General features: G+C 71.2%; 15 protein-coding genes and 1 pseudogene. 9 read left to right on the top strand and 7 right to left on the bottom strand.

Annotated features, from left to right (window positions below; translation table 11 throughout):
- A pseudogene (locus tag NO900_RS17430) lies at nucleotides 1–95 on the top strand (IS5/IS1182 family transposase); the annotation flags it as partial.
- An 82-nt stretch (nucleotides 96–177) separates the two neighbouring features.
- Here NO900_RS17430 and mdh read toward each other — a convergent pair.
- On the bottom strand, nucleotides 178–1,092 hold the full coding sequence (gene mdh, locus NO900_RS17425) for a malate dehydrogenase (protein WP_256410198.1): 915 nt from the start codon (nucleotides 1,090–1,092) through the stop codon (nucleotides 178–180).
- Nucleotides 1,093–1,243: 151 nt separating this feature from the next.
- On the opposite strand from mdh, the gene NO900_RS17420 reads away from it, so the two are divergent.
- From NO900_RS17420 to NO900_RS17410, 3 genes are all read left to right on the top strand, one after another.
- Nucleotides 1,244–1,837, top strand: coding sequence for a DUF7474 family protein (locus NO900_RS17420; protein WP_256410197.1), 594 nt, complete (start codon nucleotides 1,244–1,246; stop codon nucleotides 1,835–1,837).
- A 72-nt stretch (nucleotides 1,838–1,909) separates the two neighbouring features.
- A complete protein-coding gene (locus NO900_RS17415; protein WP_256410196.1) occupies nucleotides 1,910–3,307 on the top strand; it encodes an MFS transporter in 1,398 nt (465 codons plus the stop codon).
- A gap of 74 nt (nucleotides 3,308–3,381) precedes the next feature.
- A complete protein-coding gene (locus NO900_RS17410) occupies nucleotides 3,382–5,232 on the top strand; it encodes a histidine kinase N-terminal 7TM domain-containing protein (RefSeq protein WP_256410195.1) in 1,851 nt (616 codons plus the stop codon).
- Here the strand turns inward: NO900_RS17410 and NO900_RS17405 are convergent, their stop codons facing one another.
- From NO900_RS17405 to NO900_RS17385, 5 genes are all read right to left on the bottom strand, one after another.
- Nucleotides 5,233–5,871 (bottom strand): hypothetical protein, encoded by a 639-nt coding sequence (locus tag NO900_RS17405; RefSeq protein WP_256410202.1) that lies wholly within the window; start codon nucleotides 5,869–5,871, stop codon nucleotides 5,233–5,235.
- A 109-nt stretch (nucleotides 5,872–5,980) separates the two neighbouring features.
- A complete protein-coding gene (locus NO900_RS17400) occupies nucleotides 5,981–6,724 on the bottom strand; it encodes a DNA polymerase sliding clamp (protein ID WP_256410194.1) in 744 nt (247 codons plus the stop codon).
- Nucleotides 6,725–6,867: 143 nt separating this feature from the next.
- Entirely contained in the window at nucleotides 6,868–8,247 is a 1,380-nt protein-coding gene (locus tag NO900_RS17395) for a phosphoglucomutase/phosphomannomutase family protein (RefSeq protein WP_256410193.1), read from the bottom strand.
- A gap of 481 nt (nucleotides 8,248–8,728) precedes the next feature.
- Nucleotides 8,729–9,472, bottom strand: a complete 744-nt coding sequence (gene hisA, locus NO900_RS17390; protein WP_256410192.1) for a 1-(5-phosphoribosyl)-5-[(5-phosphoribosylamino)methylideneamino]imidazole-4-carboxamide isomerase — start codon at nucleotides 9,470–9,472, stop codon at nucleotides 8,729–8,731.
- Nucleotides 9,473–9,522: 50 nt separating this feature from the next.
- The gene (locus NO900_RS17385) at nucleotides 9,523–10,344 is read right to left on the bottom strand and encodes a DUF6517 family protein (RefSeq protein ID WP_256410191.1); all 822 of its coding nucleotides are present in this window, start codon (nucleotides 10,342–10,344) and stop codon (nucleotides 9,523–9,525) included.
- Nucleotides 10,345–10,487: 143 nt separating this feature from the next.
- Here NO900_RS17385 and NO900_RS17380 point away from each other — a divergent pair, with 143 nt between their 5' ends.
- From NO900_RS17380 to NO900_RS17365, 4 genes are all read left to right on the top strand, one after another.
- Nucleotides 10,488–11,774 (top strand): thiamine ABC transporter substrate-binding protein, encoded by a 1,287-nt coding sequence (locus NO900_RS17380; RefSeq protein ID WP_256410190.1) that lies wholly within the window; start codon nucleotides 10,488–10,490, stop codon nucleotides 11,772–11,774.
- A gap of 10 nt (nucleotides 11,775–11,784) precedes the next feature.
- Nucleotides 11,785–13,599 carry an ABC transporter permease gene (locus tag NO900_RS17375; RefSeq protein ID WP_256410189.1) on the top strand — a complete coding sequence of 605 codons (1,815 nt, stop codon included), beginning with the start codon at nucleotides 11,785–11,787 and terminating at the stop codon, nucleotides 13,597–13,599.
- The gene (locus NO900_RS17370) at nucleotides 13,589–14,734 is read left to right on the top strand and encodes an ABC transporter ATP-binding protein (protein WP_256410188.1); all 1,146 of its coding nucleotides are present in this window, start codon (nucleotides 13,589–13,591) and stop codon (nucleotides 14,732–14,734) included. Before NO900_RS17375 ends, NO900_RS17370 begins: the two co-directional genes overlap by 11 nt.
- Nucleotides 14,735–15,087: 353 nt before the next feature.
- Nucleotides 15,088–15,345, top strand: coding sequence for a DUF7561 family protein (locus NO900_RS17365; RefSeq protein WP_256410187.1), 258 nt, complete (start codon nucleotides 15,088–15,090; stop codon nucleotides 15,343–15,345).
- Between the two features lie 460 nt (nucleotides 15,346–15,805).
- Here NO900_RS17365 and NO900_RS17360 read toward each other — a convergent pair whose 3' ends face one another.
- Entirely contained in the window at nucleotides 15,806–18,169 is a 2,364-nt protein-coding gene (locus tag NO900_RS17360; protein ID WP_256410186.1) for an amino acid permease, read from the bottom strand.
- Between the two features lie 233 nt (nucleotides 18,170–18,402).
- Between NO900_RS17360 and NO900_RS17355 the strand changes: the two genes are divergently transcribed.
- Entirely contained in the window at nucleotides 18,403–19,512 is a 1,110-nt protein-coding gene (locus NO900_RS17355; protein WP_256410185.1) for a pyridoxal-phosphate-dependent aminotransferase family protein, read from the top strand.
- The last annotated feature ends 11 nt before the right edge of the window (nucleotides 19,513–19,523 follow it).

Below are 19,523 nucleotides of genomic sequence, written 5' to 3'. Positions count from 1 at the left end.
GCTTCGCCGTGCGAGCGCGGTCATGGTTCCGTGAGTTCCGCGAAATCGCGCTGATGTGTGTCGTCTATAACATCAAACGCCTCGTCAAACAGTGAATTCCAACGCCTTACAGCGATTCAACACGGCCGTTAAAAACGAAATCGGGAGTGTAACTTCGACCGCCGCGTCCGGCGCGCCTCAGGCGATCTTCTCGTACTGCTCGGAGAGCTTCTCGGCGGCCTCGTCGAGCAGGTCGGCCTCGTACTCGTCGAGGTCCCACTCGACGACCTCCTCGACGCCGTCGGACCCGAGCTTCGCGGGCACGCCGAGCGCGGTGTCCTCGTAGCCGTACTCGCCGTCGAGCACGACCGAGCAGGGGAGCACCTCGCCGGTGTCGTTCAGGATCGCCTCGACGGTGTGCGCGACGCCGGTGGCGGGCCCCCACTGCGTGGCGCCCTTGCGGCTGATCACGTCCATCGCCGACTCCTGGAGGTCCGCGAGGATCTCCTCTCTCTCGTCGGCGTCGAAGCCGGGGTCGCGGCCGTTCACGCGCACCTTCGAGAAGACGGGCGCCTGCGCGTCGCCGTGCTCGCCGAGGATCGTCGCCTCGACGTTCTTCACGGGCGCGTCGAAGCGCTCGGAGAGGACGTAGCGGAAGCGCGCGGAGTCGAGCCGGCCGCCGAAACCGACCACCTTGTGGCGGTCGCGGTCGCCCGCCTCGTACAGGTGGCGGTTGAGGAGATCTACAGGGTTCGAGGTGGTGACGGTGACGAAGTCGTCGTTGTGCTCGGCCAGCGACGAGCCGATGTCCTCCATGATGGGCGCGTTGTCGCCGGCGAGGTCGATCCGGGTCTGCCCCTCCTTCCGCGGGATGCCGGCCGTGACCACGACGACGTCCGAGCCGGCGGTGTCCTCGTACTCGCCCTGCCGGACGGTCGTGTTCGAGTCGTAGGCGATCCCGTGGTTCGTGTCGGCCGCCTGGCCGATCGTCGTCTCGCGCTGGTCCGGAATGTCGACGAAGACGAGCTCGTCGACCACGTCGCGCAGCGCGAGGTTGTACCCCGCCGCCGCCCCGACGGTCCCCGCCGCACCGATGACGCTGACTTTTGTCATACCGTCTGAAACCGCGGCCGGCCGGCGAGTAAACGTTTCGGAACGGCATGATTGACCGTGCCGATTCCGGGCGTCTCCGGACTCGGCCGGCGATCCGCGCCGGGCGGCCGTCGCGAAAACCCTAACTCGGGGCGCGACCCACTCCCACCCAGTGCCGACGTTCCGCTACCCGTGCCCCGGCTGTCGGACGACCAACAGCCTCCACGACGCCGACTGCGACTTCGAGGGCGTGAGCTGGCCGACCATCGAGAAGGCGTACACGGACCTGCTGACCGTCCTCACCGCCGAGCCCGACGGGATGGCCGAGTCCACGCTCCGCGAGGCGGTCCACGGCGAGTGGGGCGGGCTCCACAAGGCCGCGCTCGACGCCTTGGAGCGCGAACAGCGCGTCGTCGAGGAGGGCGATCGCCTCCGGCTGCTCACCGCCGCGGAGTTCAAGGAGCTCGTCTCGGAGCCGACCCGCGACCCCATGCGCACCGTCTACGAGCACGGCTCCGTCCCCGGCTGTCACGACAACGCCGTCTTCGCGATGGTCGCGTGGTACGAGATGGTCGGGCTCTCGTGGCCCGAGACCCGCGAGAACGTCGTCGAGTGGCTCCGCGAGTCCGGCGCGTGGGACCGCGGCGGCTTCGAGGAGTCGACGCCCGAGGAGCTCGTCGACGCCAAGCGCCACGTGTACGACGAGGGGTACGGCTGGAAGGAGAAGGGCCAGGCCGCGAAGCGCGTCATCGAGCGGCATTTATAACTCTGAGTCGCCGCCGGCCGCGGCGACGTACCGCGGCCGCCCGCTTAAGTTTCCGCGCGGCGTCTCGCAACCGTGACACACCCGGAGGCCGGCGCGGCGGCGAGCGGGAACGAGGTCGGTACGCTCGTCGCCGACCCCGACCCCGACGGCGACGAGGGGCAGCGACCCCCCGCCGTCGCCAACCCCCGGCGCGCGCTCGCAGTCGTGATCGGCGTCGTGTTCATCGACCTCGTCGGCTTCGGGATCGTGATCCCGATCCTCCCCTTCTACGTCCGGTCGTTCGGCGTCAGCGACGCCTTCATCGGGCTGCTCGCGGCGTCGTACTCGCTCGCGCAGTTCCTCGCCGCGCCCACGCTCGGTCGGCTCTCGGACCGGATCGGGCGCCGACCCGTCCTGCTCGCGTCGCTCGCGACCGCCGGCGTCGCGTGGGTGACGTTCGGCTACGCCGGGGCGGCGGGGGCGCGCTTCGGCCCCGTCGCGGCGCTGGCGACGCTGTTCGCCTCCCGGACGCTCGCCGGGGCGATGGGCGGGAACATCGCCGCCGCGCAGGCGTACGTCGCGGACATCACGCCCCGGGACCGGCGGGCGGGCGCCCTCGGGCTCGTCGGCGCGTCGTTCGCGCTCGGCTTCGTCTTCGGCCCGGCGATCGGCGGGCTGCTCGCCGCCGATCCGGTGGTCGCCCGCGCCGACGCCCTCCTGCCCGCGTTCGTCCCGGCGACGGCGTACTCGCTGCCGAGCTTCGCGGCGGCGGGGATGAGCCTCCTCGCGGTCGGCGTCGGGTTCGCCTTCCTCGAAGAGCCGAAGCGGACCCGCCCCGCGAGCGAGACCGCCCGCCGCACGACCGCGATCGGGCAGTTCCGCGACGCCCTCGCGTCGGTGACGCTCCGGCCGCTGACGGTCGCGTACTTCGTCGTCGCCGTCGCGTTCGCGGGCGTGCAGGTGATGTTCATCCCGTTCGTCGCGGACGCGTTCGGCTACGACGCGACGGCCGCGGCGCTCCTGCTCACCTACGTCGGCGTCCTCGGCGCGGTGAATCAGGGCGTCCTCGTCGGGCGGCTCTCGCGGGTCGTCCCGTCGCGGACGCTCGTCGCGGCCGGGTCGGTCGTGCTCGGCGTCGCGCTCGTCGCGATCCCCGCGACCGGCCTCGTCGATCGGGTTGCCGGGGACGTCGCTCTCGGCGGCCCGGGGTGGCTCACGCTCCCGCTCGCGGCGCTGCTCCTCGCGCTCGCGGCGCTCTCGCTCGGGAACGCCCTCGTGAACGTCTCGCTGGCGACGCTCGTCTCCGCGTCGGCCGGCGACGCGGAACAGGGGGCCGCCTTCGGAGTGACCCAGGGCGCGTCGAGCCTCGGTCGGACCGTGGGGCCGCCCCTGATGGCCGTCCTCTACACGGTCGCCGTCGCGTCCCCGTTCCTCGTCGGCGCGCTCCTCCTCGTCCCCGTCGCCGCGGCGTTCGGACGGCGGACCGGGTGACCGGGTCGGGGCCGAGGGGGCCCGACCGCCGGCGCGCGACAGTTTTACCCCCGGCGTCGCCGTCGTACCCACGCATGGTCCTCGACCCCGTCCCCGCGTGGCCCGCCGTCGGCTCGCTCGCCGGCGGGGCGGGGGCGCTCGGGCTCGCGTGGGCGATCCGCGAGCATCGGGGGCGCCCCGGCGTCGACTGGTTCCTCGGCGTGTTCGCCGCGCAGGCGACGTGGTGCTGTTCGTACGGGGTCGGGCTGCTCGTCGCGGACCCGACGCTCCGGGCCGCGCTGGAGGCGGGGATGTGGCTCGGCGTGATATGGACCGGGATCGCCTTCCTCGGCTTCGCGCTGGAGTACACCGGCCGGAGCGACGTGGTCCGGAGCCGCCTGTTCGCGGCGGTCGTCGGCTTCGGGCTCCTCTCGACCGCGCTGCTCGCCACGAACCCGCTCCACGGGGCGTTCTGGACCGGCTTCGAGAGCGACCCCGCGTTCGGCGTCGCGACCGTCTCGTACGCGTTCGGCCCCTGGGCGTACCTCGTCGTCGCCGTCGAGACCGTGCTCGTCGCCAGCGCCGTCTTCCTCCTCGTCGACACCCTGCTCAGCTACGGCCCGCTGTACCGCCGGGAGAGCGCCGCGGTCGCGCTGAGCTCGCTGCCGCCGGGGTTCGCCCTGGTCGCGTGGGCGCTGGAGCTCGGACCGGTCCCGCAGCTCCAGCTCGCCCCCCTGCTGTTCGTCCCGCACGTGCTCATGGACGCCTACGCGTTCAACCGCGCGGAGATGTTCGACCGCAATCCGACGACCAGCCGCGCCGCGGAGCGCACCGCCATCGACGACCTCGCCGACCCCATCGTCGCGCTCGCGCTCGACGGGCGGGTCGTCCGGCTCAACCCCGCGGCCGAGGCGCTGCTCGGCGTCGACGCCGAGACCGCCCGCGACCGCCCGCTCGACGCGTTCCTCGATCTCCCGATCGGCGTGAACGAGGGGGACGGCGCGAGCGGCGACAGCGAGACGGACGGGAGCGACGAGGCGGAACAGGGCGGGAGGACGGGAGGAGCCGACGCCGGCGCCCGCGAGACGGTCGCGGTCGACGCCGGGTCCGGCGCGGGACGGCGCACGTACGCGGTGTCGACCTCGCCGCTGACCGACCCCAGCGGGACCCGCGTCGGCTACACGGTGGTCCTCTCCGACGTGACGGAGCGGGAGCGCCGCCGCCAGCAGCTGGAGGTGTTGAACCGCGTGCTCCGGCACAACCTGCGGAACGACGCCGGCGTCGTCCACGGCTACGGCGAGCTCCTCGCCGACCGCCTGGAGGACCCGGAGTTGGCCCGGATGGCCGACGCGATCGAGCGACGGGCGGGCGCGCTGGCCGCGCTCGGCGAGAAGGCGGGCACCGTGGAGGCGCTCCTCACCGACGGCGAGGCGGACGCGGTCGCCGTCGACGAGCTCGTCGAGAACGCCGTCGCCGACGCGCGCGACCGCGAGCCCGACGCGACCGTCGAACTGGAGGTCGAGCGGGACGCGGAGGCGGCGGACGGCGGGACCGCTCGGGACTGGGTCACCCGCGTCAGGGCGGACGCGCTCCGCGCGGTCGTGGACAACACCGTCGAGAACGCCCTGGTTCACCACGACGGCGAGGGCGTCGAGCGCGACGACGGCGGGCGGTGGGTCCGGGTGACGCTCGAACGAGAGGGCGGAGGCGAGGGCGACGAGGGGCCCGATCGATTCGTCCTCACCGTCGGCGACGACGGCCCCGGGATCCCCGACCACGAGATCGAGACCGTCGAGTCCGGGCGCGAGACGGCGCTCGAACACGGCTCCGGGCTCGGGCTGTGGGTCGTCGCGTGGGGCGCGGCGGCGGTCGGCGCCGACGTCGACTACGCCCATCGGGAGCCGCGAGGGACGAAGGTGACGGTGTCGATTCCGGTCGTGGACTGATTAGAAGGCACGCGCCTCGCCGTACGCCTGTGCCTTCAGGCGATCGTAGCGCTCTCGCGAGTCAAGTACCCACTTGTACTCGAAACCGGGCGGCGGATTGCCTATCCAGTTGAGGAAAGAACGGGTCTCTTCGACGCCGAAGCGGATCGTTTCGCGGCTGTACGTCGGTGAGAGACCAACCTCCTCGAATAGATTTAAAAGAAAATCCTGACGATCGTCTCGGTGTCGTATCCGTATCGCGGATCTAGGCTCGCCGTACTTTTGAACATCAAGATATCCGTCACAGACGTACCACATCTTCGCGATCCGTGGCGTTAGCGATAGATTCTCTGGGAACCGCTTCTCGCCGGACCGGTACCATCGACGAAGAGACCGCATGAACGGGTGAGATCGCGATATGACGGTGTACATATCATGGTAGTTCTCGGCCTTGGCGTTCGGACTGAACCCCGATTCACGGTTATTACGTGCTAGTTCCGCTGCCGTCTTTTTTAGGACGACACCAGTACTCAATATCCCCATTTCGTGGTCGAACCACTCCAAAAATTGCTTGTTAACCATCGGGAGACGAAACAGACCGTGAGACCCGTCGTTCGTCTTTGGGACGGATCCATCACCCACGAAACAGCCAATAAGCATCTCGCGAAGGTATGTGGGGATTTCAGGGTAAGTACAGCTTCCGCGTGCCCAGTGACTACCGACCCGCTTGAACGATTTGCCGCATTCTGGGCACGTCTCCCTAGGCAATTTAGTCGCTCTGAATGCGGGGGGCTAGCATATACGTTGCGTGTCCGAGCCCCTCCGCGAACCCGTAGTGGAGCTTGACCGGGAACTCCTCGCCGAGCTCGATGGTGACCTCGGCGTCGCCGGGGATCGCCTTGTTCATGTCCTTCAGGTAGTCGAGGCTGAACAGCGAGTCGGCGGGGCCGGCGGTGAGTGCGATGAGGTCCTCGCGGGTGAGCTCGAGGTCGACGTCGTCGGTGTCGCCCTCGGCCTCGATGAAGAACGCCTCGTCGGCCTCGTCGACGCGCAGGCGGATGTGGTCGGAGACCATGTCGGCGGCCTTGATCCCGCGGTCGATCTGGGCGCCCTCGACGACGATCTCGGCGGCCAGGTCGAGGTCCGGGATGTCCGGCTCCTGGCGGATGGAGTCGGGGTCGATGAGCGCGAGGGTGTACGAGAGGCCGTCGATCTCGATGTGGAGCTTGCGGGTCTCCTCGTCGAGTTCGAGGTGGATCAGGTCGCCGGAGTTGGCCATCCCGGCGATGTCCTCCAGGCGGGCGAGGTTGACGCCGATGACGCCGCCGTCGGCCTCGTACGACTCGAACGCGGCGGCTTCGAGGGTCAGGTCGACCATGCCCACGTTGGCGGGGTCGACGGCGCGGATCGAGAGCTCCTCCTCGTTCAGGCGGATCTTACACTCGTCGACCAGCACGCTCACCGAATCGAGCGCGTCCTGAAACGTCGACGCGCCCACGATGGCCTTGAACATATACGTTCGGCTAGGGCGGTATCACCTAAAAAGGCACCCGATCCGACCGGCACGGAAACGCTCAAACCGACCGGATGAGGCGGCCGACGACGACCGCGAGCGTCGCACGGGGCGTCGCCGTCGACCGCCGCGGACGTCGGCGATCAGATCAGCGGCTCGACGGTCTCGCGACCCTCGGCGAGCAGGTCGTCGACCGCCGCCTCGGAGTCGGCCTCGGCGTACACCCGCAGCTTCGGCTCGGTTCCGGAGGGGCGCACGAGCAGCCACGAGCCGTTCTCCAAGAGGAGCTTGAACCCGTCGAGCGTGACGACCTTCGCGACGGGGGAGCCGTTCACCGACTCGGGGATGTGGTCTTCGAGCTCGTCGAGGACGCCTTCTTTCCGGTCGTCGGGGCAGTCGAGCGACACCTTCCCGGCCGCGATGCGGCCGTGCTCGTCGAGCAGGCGGTCCACGCGCTCGTCGAACGGCTCCGCGGCGTGGGTGCCCGCGGCGAGCAGCGACATCAACACGCCGTCCTTCTCCCTGACGTGGCCGCGGAGGGTGAACCCGCCGGACTCCTCGCCGCCGAACAGCGCGTCGTGCTCGCCCATCGCCTCGGCGACCCACTTGAACCCGACCGGGGTCTCGTACACCGCCTCGCCGTGCGCCTCGGCGATGCGGTCGACGAGGAACGTCGTCGAGACGGTCCGGACCGCGGGCCCGGAGTCGCCCTCCAGCAGGCGGTCGTAGCAGGCGGCGTAGAAGAGGTTCGCGTCGAGCACGCCGCGCTCGGGCGTGACGACCGCGATCCGGTCGGCGTCGCCGTCGTTGGCGATCCCGAGGTCGACGTCGCTCTCGGGGTCGGTGACGCGCTCTGCCAGTTCTTCGAGGTGCTCGGCCGACGGCTCCGGGGAGTCGCCGCCGAACGTCACGTCGCGCTCGCAGCGCAGGCGGACGACCTCGGCCCCCGCGGATTCGAGGAGGGCGTCGGTGACGCCGCGCCCGCTCCCGTGCATCGCGTCGTACGCGACCGTGAGCCCGTCGAGGTCGGCGCCGACGAGGTCACGGGCCGCGTCGGCGTGGGCGCTCACGAGGTCGACCCGCGAGACGTCGCCGCGCTCGGCCTCGGGGAGGAGGTCGGGCTCGGCGAGCCGGTCCACGATGTCCTCGGTGACGTCGGGGAGCGCGGGCGCGCCGTCGTGCGGGATGAACTTCACGCCGTTGTACTCGGGCGGGTTGTGCGAGGCCGTGACCATGCAGGCGCCGGCGAGCCCGCGGTCGACGATGGCGTACGCGATCACGGGCGTCGGCGCGTCGCGCTCGGGGAGGATGACGTCGAAGCCGTTGCCGGCGAGCACCTCGGCGAGGCTCTCGGCGAACCCCTCCGACGTCTCGCGGGCGTCGTAGCCGACCGCGACCGGCTCGTCGCGGCCCGCCGCGTCGAGGTGGTCGGCGACCGCCTGTCCCACGATCCGCACGCGCTCGTCGGTGAAGGTATCGAGCGTCGCCCGCCAGCCGTCCGTGCCGAAGGAAATCTGCTCCATGTGGCCCACGTCGGCGGCCGGGACAATAATGCCCGGTGCCGTTCGCGAACCTTGCGGCGGCGAGTCGGCCACGGGAAGGTGATATTCGTGCGATCGGCGCGAGCAGCACGCGCGAGGGACGCCGCGAACGCCCGACAGGGCGTGAGCGGCGAGGCTGGGGAGGTTTGAGGTGCGGTACGGTCGCGGGGGTGGGACTCAAAGGGGCAGCCGCGAGGACGAAGGCGCGGGACGTAAGGACCGCAAGGAGCGAGCACCGCGAGCGACTGAGGACCGCAGCGACCGCACCGAGTCCTCGCGGCTGGGGCTTTGGTGGTGTTCACCGGCGGTCCACTGTCGATCATGTATCGCCGAGCGGCTGGGGCTTTGGTGGTGTTCACCGGCGGTCCACTGTCGATCATGTATCGCCGAGCGGCTGGGGCTTTGGCGGTATTCACCGCACCGGCGATCTATAGCCGAACACCGCCGACGCCCGCGCCGAGACCTACCGCTCGTCCGCCGCTTCTTGGGCCTCTCGCAGCGTGAACGCGCCCTCGTACAGCGCGGTCCCCACGACGACCGCGGCCGCGCCGGCCTCTCTCAGCGCGACCACGTCGTCGACGGTCGCCACGCCGCCGGAGGCGACCACGGGGATATCGACGGCGTCCGCGACGCTCGCGACCGCCTCGCGGTCGATCCCCGCCAGTTGCCCCTCGACGTCGACGTTCGTGAACAGGATGGCCCCCGCGCCCAGTTCCTCGTACCGGACCGCCGCCTCGGCGGGGTCCAACCCGGTCCCCTCGGTCCACCCGCTGACGACGACCTCGCCGCCCTTCGCGTCGAGGCTGACGACGACGCTCTCGGGGTGCGTCTCATCGATCTCGGCGACGATCTCGGGCGTCTCGACCGCCGCGGTGCCCAGGATGACGCGGTCGAGTCCCAGGTCGAGGAGGTCGCGCGCGCCTTCGGCGGTGCGGATGCCGCCGCCGAGCTGGAGGCCGACGCCGTCCCCGCCGACCGCCTCGACCACCGCCTCGATCGCGTCGGCGTTGACGCGCTCGCCCTCGAAGGCGCCGTCGAGGTCGACGAGGTGGAGCGTCTCCGCGCCCGCCTCGATCCAGCGCTCGGCGGCCGCGACCGGGTCGCCGTACCGCTTGCCCGTCCCGCGCTCGCCGCCGACGAGCTGGACGACCTCGCCGTCCTGGACGTCGACCGCCGGGATCACCTCGAACTCGGGGAAGCCGCTCATACGCGCCGAGAGTCGCGGGCGCGGATTAAACGGGTCGGTTCCGAGGAGCGCTACGTCACCGAGACGATCAGCGCCGAGACCTCCTCGTCAAACGCGGCCGGGTCGGTCGCCAGCGCGTCCGCCGCCGCCGCGCCGGCCGTCGATTCGACGACGGTCTCGCCGTCGATCGAGCCGGGGAGAGCGTCGCCGATGACGGCCGTGATCGCCTCGGACGGGAACGCTCCGCCGGCCACGAGGGCGTCGGTGCCGTCGTGCCAGACGGCGAGCCGCGCCCTGACGCCCGTCGCCTCGTCCACCGCGGTCGTCGAGCCGTCGGGGAGGGCGACCTCGCCGTCGAGCGCGAACTCGCCCTCGAAGCGCCACGCGGTCGCGGTGTGGCCGCCCGTCACCGTCGTGACCCCCTCGTCGACCTCCCGGAGGTCTTCGATCCCGGCGTTCCGGAGCCGCGCGCGGAACGCGTCGACCGCGGCCGTCTCGACCGCCGACATCACCCGGTCGCGGCCGACCCCGCCCGGCAGCCCGTCGATCGCGGGCCGGAGGTCGAGACGGGTCGCGAAGAAGACGACCGGCGAGCCGCTCGCGTCGAGCGCCTCGGCGAGGGCCTCGGCGACGGAGGCGTCCTCGTAGATCAGCGTGTGTTCGAGCGCGCGCACCGTCACCGGCCCGTACGCCCGCTCGAAGACCGTGCTCTCCGACTCGTCGAGGAGCCGCCAGCCGTCGTCGATCCGGTCGCTCGTCACGGTCGGTTCCGGCACCGGACCGTCGCGGGCCCCGAGACAGCCGGCAAGGCCGACGGCCGCGGCGCTCGCGCCCGCGGCGAGGAGTCGACGACGTCCGGTGCCGGTCGCGTCTCCGGTCGACGAGTCGTTCATACCTCGCCGGACGAGTCGCCCCCGTAAGTGGGTGTTGCCGCGGCTATCGAGAACGATACCGCCGAATTCCATCGCCGCCGTCGCCGTCCCCGCGTCGTCACCGACACGGATCGCTTTTAACCACCGGGTGTAACTACTCGGTAATGCCAGACGACACGGACGCGGCCGTCGACGCGGACCCGGGCGACCGGCGAGCGCGGCGGGGCGCCGACCGCTCGACCCGCCGCCGGTTCCTCGCGCTCGGCGGCGCGGCGGGCGCCGTCGCGCTCGCCGGCTGTAGCGCGGAGCGAACCGGCGACGGCGGGGACGGCGGCGCCGGGGACGGCTCCGACGGCTCGAACGAGTCCGACGGCTCGGACGGCGGAGACGACGGAGAGACGCCCACGCTGACGGTCGCGACGTACACCAGCTTCATCGACGCGCCCTCGGTGAGCCCGGGCGAGTGGCTCAAAGCGGAGTTCGAGTCGCGCGTCGACGCCGAGCTTGAGTGGGCGACGCCCGACAACGAGCTGAACTACTACGTCGAGCGCGCCGCTTCCGGCGTCTCCGTCGACGCCGACCTCTACGTCGGGCTGACGACCGAGGACCTCGTGCGCGTCGACGACCGGCTCGACGGCGACCTGTTCGCCGAGCGGGGCGAGGTGGGAGGGTTCGACGACGTCCGCGACGGGCTCCTGTTCGACCCGTTCGACCGGGCGGTCCCCTTCGACACCGGCTACGTGAGCCTCGTCTACGACGGCACGGCGACCGAGGCGCCGGAGACGTTCGAGGGGCTGCTCGCAGACGAGCACGCGGGGGCGCTCATCGCGCAGAACCCGGGCGGATCGACGACCGGACGCTCGTTCCTGCTCCACACGATCCACCGGTTCGGCGACGGCGGCGTCGCGAGCGACGGGGACGGCGGAGGCGGTTACGGGGACGGCGGCGAGGAGGCGGTCGAGGGCGGCGACGGCGACCCCGACTACGACTACCTCGACTACTGGGCGGACCTCCAGGCGAACGACGTGCGGGTGCTCGGGGACTGGGACGAGGCGTACACCGCCTGGAGCAACGGCGAGGCGCCGATGGTCGTCTCCTACTCGACGGACCAGGTGTTCGCGGACATGGAGGGCGCGAACCTGGAGGAACACCAGATCCGCTTCCTGAACGACCAGGCGTACGCGAACCCGGAGGGGATGGCCGTCTTCGCCGAGGCCGACGAGCCCGAGCTCGCCCGCGAGTTCATGTCGTTCATGCTGGAGCCGGCAGTGCAGGGAGAGATCGCCCAGCGCAACGTCGCCTTCCCCGCGACCGACACCGCGACGCTCCCCGACGACTACGCCGAGCTCGCGAAGGAGCCGGCCGAACCGGTGACGTTCACGTACGACGAGCTCCGAGGCTCGGTCAGTGAGTGGATCGACGCCTGGGAGCGGCAGTACGCCGGGAACTGAGGGCGACCGCGTGACGGACCGCCGCGGCGACCCCGACCCGAGCCGCCGCGCGCGCTCGCTCCGCGACCGGCTCGAAGGGAACCTGCTGACCGCGCTCGCGGTCGTCACGAGCCTCACGCTCGTCGTCGCCTTCTACTACCCGGTCGGCACGGTCCTGATCGAGGCGGTCGTCGTCGACGGCGCGGCCACGCTCTCGGTGTTCGCCGCGCTGCTGCGCGACCCCTTCTACTTCGGGGAGCTCGCCCGGCTGTTCGCGGGCGAGTCGCCGCTCGCGGTCGCGCGCGCCCTGCTCTCGCCGGACCGGCGGCTCGGGATCGTCGGCTTCACGGCGTACCAGGCCGGGCTGTCGATGGTCGCCAGCGTCGCGCTGGGGCTCCCGGCGGCCTACCTCCTCGCGCGCTTCGAGTTCCGCGGCCGGCGGACGCTGCGGTCGCTGACGATCGTCCCGTTCGTCCTCCCGTCGATCATGATCGCGGTCGGCTTCGTCGCCACCTTCGGCGCGAACGGGACCCTGAACGCCGTCCTCTCGGCGCTCGGGCTCCCGCCCGTCGAGCTGCTGTTCACGCTGGAGGCGGTCGTGATCGCCCACGCCTTCTACAACGCGCCGCTCGTCGCCCGGGTGACGACGGCGGCGTGGGAGTCGGTCGACGCGCGCGCGGTCGAGACCGCCCGGAGCCTCGGCGCGGGGCCGATCCGGGCGTTCTTCGACGTGGTCGCGCCGCAGGTGTCCCCCGCCGTCCTGACGGGCGCGGCCCTGACGTTCGTCTTCACCTTCGGCACCTTCCCCATCGTGCTCGCGCTCGGCGGGTTCGAATTGGCGACGGTCGAGGTGTTCGTCTACCGGCTCGTCCGCGATCTGAACTACGCCGAGGCGGCCGCGCTGGCGATCGTCGAGCTCGCGATCTCGCTGGGGGTACTGCTCGCGTACCTGCGCTACGAGGCGCGCAACACGGTCAGCGCCCGCGGCGCTCGGCCGCTCCCGCGGAAGTCCCTCCGGCCCGCGGCTCCGACCCCCCGGGAGGTCCTCCCGCGCGTCGGCCTCGCCGCCTACGCCGTCGCCGTGGCGGTCCTCTTCCTCGCGCCGATCGCCTCGATGGTCCTCGCCAGCGTCACGGGCGGCGACGGCGCGCTGACGCTGGAGCACTACCGCTTCCTCGTGGAGCGCCAGCGGACGGGCGCGGCGTTCCAGGTGCGGCCGTGGCCCGCGGTCCGGAACTCGCTGACGTTCGCGAGCGCCGCGACCCTCCTGGCCCTCCCGATGGGGGTCGTCGTCGCGGTGCTGACGACCCGGCGGTACCGCGGGCGGAAGCTGGTCGACGCGGCCGCGATGGCGCCGCTCGCCGTCTCCGGGATCGTCGTCGGCCTCGGGCTTCTCCGCGGGCTGGTCTTCGGCGTCGAGATCGCGGGCTGGCGGGTCGCCGCGACCGGCGCCGTCGCGATCGTCGTCGCGCACGCGGTCGCGGGCTACCCGTTCGTCGTCCGGACGGTCGCGCCCGGGCTGGAGGGGCTCGACCGGTCGCTGATCGAGTCGGCGCGGGCGCTCGGCGCGTCGCGGGCGCGGGTGATCCGCGACGTGGAGCTCCCCCTCGTGTGGCCGGGCGTCGTCGCGGGCGCGGCGTTCGCGTTCGCCATCTCGATCGGCGAGTTCACCGCGACGGTGGTGCTCGCGACCGGCGCCGACGCGTACACGATGCCGGTCGCGATCGAACGGTTCATCGGGCGGCGACTCGGACCGGCGACCGCGATGGGCGTCGTCCTCCTCGTCGTCACCGGGCTCAGCTTCGTCGTCATCGACCGGCTCGGGGGTGAGACGCGTGGGCTCTGATCCGCGGCGTCCCGCCGGCGGCGGCCGCGAGTCGCCCGGCTCCGACGCCCCGCCCGCCGTCGAGCTCGACGGCGTCACCAAGCGCTACGGGGACACCGCCGCCGTCGACGACGTGAGCCTCCGGGTGCGCGAGGGCGAGTTCTTCACGCTCGTCGGCCCCTCGGGCTGCGGAAAGACGACGACGCTCCGGCTGATCGCGGGGTTCGAGGATCCCTCTTCCGGCGCCGTCCGGTTCGGCGGCGAGTCGGTCGCGGGCGTGCCGCCCGAGGACCGCGACGTGGGCGTCGTCTTCCAGAACTACGCGCTGTTCCCGCACATGACCGTGGGCGAGAACGTCGGCTACGGGCTCAACTTCGCCGACCCGCCCGAGGGGGTCACCCGCGACGAGCGCGTCGCGGAGCTGCTCGAACTGGTCGACCTCCCCGACGCCGCCGACCGCGAGCCCGAGAGCCTCTCCGGCGGCCAGCGGCAGCGCGTCGCGATGGCCCGCGCGCTCGCGCCCGGTCCCGACCTCCTCCTCCTCGACGAGCCGATGAGCGCGCTCGACGCGCGGCTCCGCGAACGGCTCCGCGTGCAGGTCCGGACGATCCAGTCCGAACTGGGGATCACGACCGTCTACGTCACCCACGACCAGGAAGAGGCGCTGGCGATCTCCGATCGCGTCGCGGTGATGCGCGGCGGGACGCCCGAGCAGGTCGCGCCTCCGCGGACCGTCTACCGGGAGCCCGCCACCCGGTTCGTGGCCGAGTTCGTCGGCGACAACAACGTCTTCGCGGGGCGGGTGGCCGACGTCGAGGTGAGAGACGCGACGGGCGACGAGACCGCCCGCACCGCCGCCGTCGACGCCGGCGGCGAGACGCTCCGCGTCGCGGTCGGCGGGGAAGACGAAACCGACGTCGCCGTCGGCGACCGCCTCACCTTCTGCGTCCGCCCGGAGTACCTCCGGATCGACGGCGGCGAGAGTCGGATCCGGGCGACCGTCGCGAGCGCGGAGTTCCTCGGCGAGACGACGCGGGTGACCCTCGACTGGGGCGGGCGCGACCTCGTGGTCCGGACGCGTGACCCCCTCTCCGGGGAGATCGTCGTCGGCTTCGACCCCGAGGACGCGCACGTTATCAGCGTCGACGGGACGTGACGAGCGGTTATTGATAACTGAACGACGCGGTCGGCGCGTGCCTCCGAGTGGTCGCCGAAGGCGGCCACGAGGAGCGCGCGCGAGGGACGCGGTGAGCGCTCGGAGAGCGCGAACCGCGAGGCTGGGGAGGTGTGAGGCTGCGGTGCTGTGCGGGCGGTGGAACTCAAAGGGGCAGCCGCGAGGGCGAACTCCGCCGACGTAAGCACTGCAGGGAGCGAGCACCGCGAGCGACCGAAGCGCGCAGCGAGGCGCAGGAGCCCTCGCGGCTGGGGCTTTGGAGGTTATCACCGTCGATATGCTAGCGATCACGTTTCCGCCGACACGCATTAGCGCTCGGAGTCGCTAGCCTTCGTATGGCCTCGGAGTCCTGTTTCGTCTGCGAGCGGTCCGTCAGGATCGCCGGCGGGATCGGCGACCTGTGGAACTTCGCGTTCGAGTCGACGCAGGGGATGACCCTGGAACTGACCGACGGCGCCGAGTTCTTCCTCTGTTTCGAGTGCATGGAGGCGCTCCCCGACGACCACGAACCGACCGAGGCGGACGTCGTCGACCTCCGCGAGCGCACCGACCCCGTCGAGGCGGACGGGAACGACTTCTGGCACTGGAAATAACCCGCCGGATCGGCGCGTTCGGACAATCGATCGTTTATACCGTAGCTGTCACGCGAAGCGCCTCGGAAACCCCAGCCGCTCGCTTATAAATACGTGTCTGCGGATCGGCGGTGAACCTCTACAGCCCCAGCCGCGAGGCGCTTCGCGCCTCTGGCAGCCGGCGGCGAAGCCGCCGGCGACTGCACCTTTGAGTCCCACCCGACCGCGACCGCAGCCTCACGCCTCCCCAGCCTCGCGGTTCGCGCTCTCCGAGCGCTCACCGCGTCCAGCGAGGGACCGGAGGTCCCTCTGGCAGCCGGCGCGTAGCGCCGGCGACCTCGCGCGTGCTCCTCGCGCCCTCCGGGCGCTCGCAGGCACGCGCCACTGCCTATCTCAGTGGAAACGGAGCGCATCGCCTCCGTGTTCGCTGATACCTGATTCCCGCCGGCCGAGTCTACGCGTCTACCCGCCGGCTCGGGCCTCACTTCGCCGCGCCGCCGTCGTCGTCGGTCCCCGGCGTCGACGGGTCGGGTTCGACGCCGGTGTCCGCGGGCGTCTCCGCGGCCTCGGTGATGTCGGTCGCCCGCGCGCCGCTCCCGAACAGCCGGTCGAGGAGCCCGCGGTCGCTCTTCGGCTCGGCGAGCAGCACGGAGCACTCCACCTCGTTGAGCACGTCCAACACGAGCGATCCGCTGACCAGCCGCGAGAGCAGCCCCTGCTGGGTCGCGCCGATGATCAGCATCGTGGCGTCGCGGGCGGCGCGGTCGATCGCCGTCTCGACGTCGCCACTCTCGATCCGCAGCGTCGCGTCGGCGAGGTCGTGCTCGGCGGCCCATCCCATGAGGAACCGCCGGCCCGCCGCCTCGTCGTCGGCGACGTGCAGCAGGGTGACGTCGCCGTCGAACTCGGCCTGGAGCATCCGCGCGACCGCGCCGGAGAGGTCCGAGGCCGGGCCGCCGGCGGTCGGGACGAGGATGCGCGAGGCGTCGAAGCCGCGGTCGCGGAAGACGAGGAAGTCCGAGGGGAGCGAGTGCGCGAGCTCGTCGACGGCGGACTCGGCGCGCCCCGGCGCCCCGTGGGAGTCCTCGCCCCAGCCCATCACCGTGATGTCGGCGCCGTAGGTGCGCGCGGCGTCGAACACCTCCTCGAACACGCGGTGCGAGAGGACGACGTGCGTCTCCACGTCGACGCCGAACGTCTCGGCGTCCTCGCGCGCCTGGTCCAGCAGGCCGTGGGCCGCCTCGTGAGCGCCGCGGTCGCGCGCCGCCTCCAGCGACGTCTGGTCGGGGACGTTCGCGATGTTGACCGCGACGACCGTCCCGTTCCGCTGCTTGGCGATGGCGGACGCGAGCGTGATCAGGTGCTCCTCGGTCGCGGGGTTCGCGAGCGGCACCATCACGCGGTAGTCGTCGCCGCTCGGCTGGACCGAGGTCGCGGCCGACACCGCGGCCTTCGGCAGCTCGTCGGAGCGGTCGAGGATCCACGCGCCCAACACGCCCCGCGACTCCACCTTCCCGCGGGCGTACAGGAGGTACCAGAGCAGTGCGAAGGCGACGAGCCCCCCGGAGATCGCGATGATCCGGGGTTCGATGTAGCCGATCAGCGCGAACGACGACACCGTCCCGATTATCGGCACGACCGGGTAGAAGGGGACCTCGAAGTCGGGGTCGTACCCCTCGACCTCAGACTCGCGCATGACGATGAGCGCGAGGTTGAGCAGGCCGTAGACGATGAGGTGGAGCACGGAGCCCATCGTCGACAGCGACTCGACGCCGCCGGCGACGAGGAAGACGAGGATGAGCGCGCCGGTGAGCGCGATCGACTTGTACGGGGTGCCGAAGCGCTCGTGGATCTCGTTGAGCTTCGGGGTGACGATCTTCTCGCGGCCCATCGCGAAGTTGATCCGCGACGACGAGAGGATCGACGCGTTCGCGGAGGAGGCGGTCGCGAGCAGCCCGCCGATCAGCAGCATGCCGGCGCCGACGGCCCCGAGCGAGAAGCCGAACACCTCGTAGTTGCCGAACAGCAGGCGGGCGGCGTCGACCACGGCGGTCTCGTTGTTCGCGACCAACTCGTTCGGCACCGCCGCGAGCAGCACGAGGAGGAACAGCGCGTAGACGACCGTGACGATCACGACCGAGCCGAGGACCGCGAGCGGGAGGTTCCGCCCGGGGTTCTTGATCTCCTCTGCGACCGAGGTGATCTGGACGAAGCCGAGGTACGAGACGAAGATGATCCCCGTCACCGGGAGCACCTGACTCGTCGTCCCCGGCGGCGCGAGGGGTCGCAGCGACGACATCTCGGCGTTCAACAGACCGACGACGGTGAAGACGGCGAGGATCCCCAGAAGCGACATGACGATGACGATCTGGAGCCCGCCGGTCTCCTTCGCGCCGAAGTAGTTGACCGCGATGAACAGGAGCGCGCCGGCGAGCCCGATCACCTGCGCGGCCTCCAGCGTCACCGGGCCGAGCCCGACCGGTCCGAGCCCGACGAGGGCGTTGACGTACTCGCCGAAGCCGTACATGTAGAACGCCGACGCGAAGGCGAGGCCGAGCCAGTTCGCCCAGCCGGCGACGGAGCCGAACATGGGCCCGAGCGCCCGGTTGACGTAGAAGTACGCGCCGCCTGACTTCGGCATCGCCGTCCCGAGTTCGGAGGCCGACAGCGCCGTGAACAGGGCGATGACGCCGCCGAGGACGAACGTGAACGCCGCGAGCGGGCCCGCCCGCGCGACCGCGGTCCCGGGGAGGACGAAGATCCCCGCGCCGATCATCGTCCCGATCCCGATCGTGAGCGCCGCCAGCGGCCCGAGGTCCTTCGCGAGCTCCTCGTCGCCGCTCACGCCGGTCCACCTCGGGCGGTTGTGACTCGCCGGGCGTCTGTCATACGCTACTTCTCTCCTCGTCCGGTATAAACCCGGCTGATCCGGGCAACGACGCCGTCTCCGGCGCCCGAGGTCGCGCTCCGGGACGCGCGTGCGTTCGTCCGTCCGTCTGTCCGCCTCGCGCCCCCGGTCGAGCGTATCACAAGGACCATACCGTCTCGCGACCCGATACGATCCATCAGGTGGATCCCGTGACGAAGAAACGCGAATACCGAGACGACTACCAGGACAAGACGCTGTACATCCCCGGCCCGACGGAGGTCCGCGAGGACGTGATCGAGGCGATGACGGAGTCGACGTTCGGCCACCGGATGGACCGGATGACCGACCTCTACACCACCATCGTCGAGGACACGAAGGAATTCCTCGGCACCGACAACGACGTGATCATCCTCACCGCGTCCGGGACGGAGTTCTGGGAGGCGTCGACGCTGAACCTCGTCGACGACCGCGTCCTGGTGCCGACCTGCGGGGCGTTCAGCGAGCGCTACGCCAACGTCGCCGAGCGCCTCGGGAAGGACGTCGACCGGCTGGAGTACGAGTGGGGCGAGGCGGTCAAGCCCGAGGACGTCCGCGACGCCATCGAGGCCGCCGACGCGGAGTACGACATGGTCGCGGGCGTGATGAACGAGTCGTCGACCGGCGTCCGGAACCCGATCGAGGAGATGGGCGACGTGATCGCGGAGTACCCGGACACCTACTTCGCCGTCGACGCCGTCTCGTCGCTCGGCGGCGACTACGTCGACATCGAGGGACACGGCATCGACGTGATCTTCGCGTCCACGCAGAAGGCGTTCGCGATGCCGCCGGGGCTCGCGGTCTGCGTCGTCAGCGACGACGCCTACGACCGCGAGGTCGAGAAGGGCGACTCCTCGTGGTACGGCGGCTTCCGCCGCGCCATCGACTACTACGACCGCAAGGGCCAGACGCACTCGACGCCCGCGATCCCGATCATGTTGGCGTACCGCAAGCAGATGAAGCGCATGCTCGACGAGGGCCACCGCGCCCGCGACGAGCGCCACCGCGAGATGATGACGTACGTCCACGACTGGGCGGACGAGCACTTCGCGATGTTCCCCGAAGAGGGGTACGAGTCGCAGACGGTCGCCTGCATCGAGAACACCCGGGGGATCGACGTCGCCGGGGCGATCGAGGACGTGAGCGAGGAGTACGACATGGCCTTCTCGAACGGCTACGGCGACCTCGGCGAGGAGACGTTCCGGATCGGTCACATGGGCGAGCACACCGTCGAGAGCGTGAAGGAGCTCACCGACGCCATCGAGGACGTCGCGGACCTGTAGCGCGGTCGGTC

This window comes from Halorubrum rutilum (assembly GCF_024494565.1).
The sequence above is the reverse complement of the archived record's forward strand: the minus strand, read 5'-3'. Positions and strand labels throughout refer to the sequence as shown.

Excerpts from the sequence above, each read along its gene's own strand:
- mdh (WP_256410198.1), bottom strand. The coding sequence starts at position 1,092 with ATGACAAAAGTCAGCGTCATCGGTGCGGCGGGGACCGTCGGGGCGGCG.
- NO900_RS17410 (WP_256410195.1), top strand. The coding sequence starts at position 3,382 with ATGGTCCTCGACCCCGTCCCCGCGTGGCCCGCCGTCGGCTCGCTCGCC.
- NO900_RS17405 (WP_256410202.1), bottom strand. The coding sequence starts at position 5,871 with ATGCTTATTGGCTGTTTCGTGGGTGATGGATCCGTCCCAAAGACGAAC.
- NO900_RS17400 (WP_256410194.1), bottom strand. The coding sequence starts at position 6,724 with ATGTTCAAGGCCATCGTGGGCGCGTCGACGTTTCAGGACGCGCTCGAT.
- NO900_RS17395 (WP_256410193.1), bottom strand. The coding sequence starts at position 8,247 with ATGGAGCAGATTTCCTTCGGCACGGACGGCTGGCGGGCGACGCTCGAT.
- hisA (WP_256410192.1), bottom strand. The coding sequence starts at position 9,472 with ATGAGCGGCTTCCCCGAGTTCGAGGTGATCCCGGCGGTCGACGTCCAG.
- NO900_RS17385 (WP_256410191.1), bottom strand. The coding sequence starts at position 10,344 with ATGAACGACTCGTCGACCGGAGACGCGACCGGCACCGGACGTCGTCGA.
- NO900_RS17380 (WP_256410190.1), top strand. The coding sequence starts at position 10,488 with ATGCCAGACGACACGGACGCGGCCGTCGACGCGGACCCGGGCGACCGG.
- NO900_RS17365 (WP_256410187.1), top strand. The coding sequence starts at position 15,088 with ATGGCCTCGGAGTCCTGTTTCGTCTGCGAGCGGTCCGTCAGGATCGCC.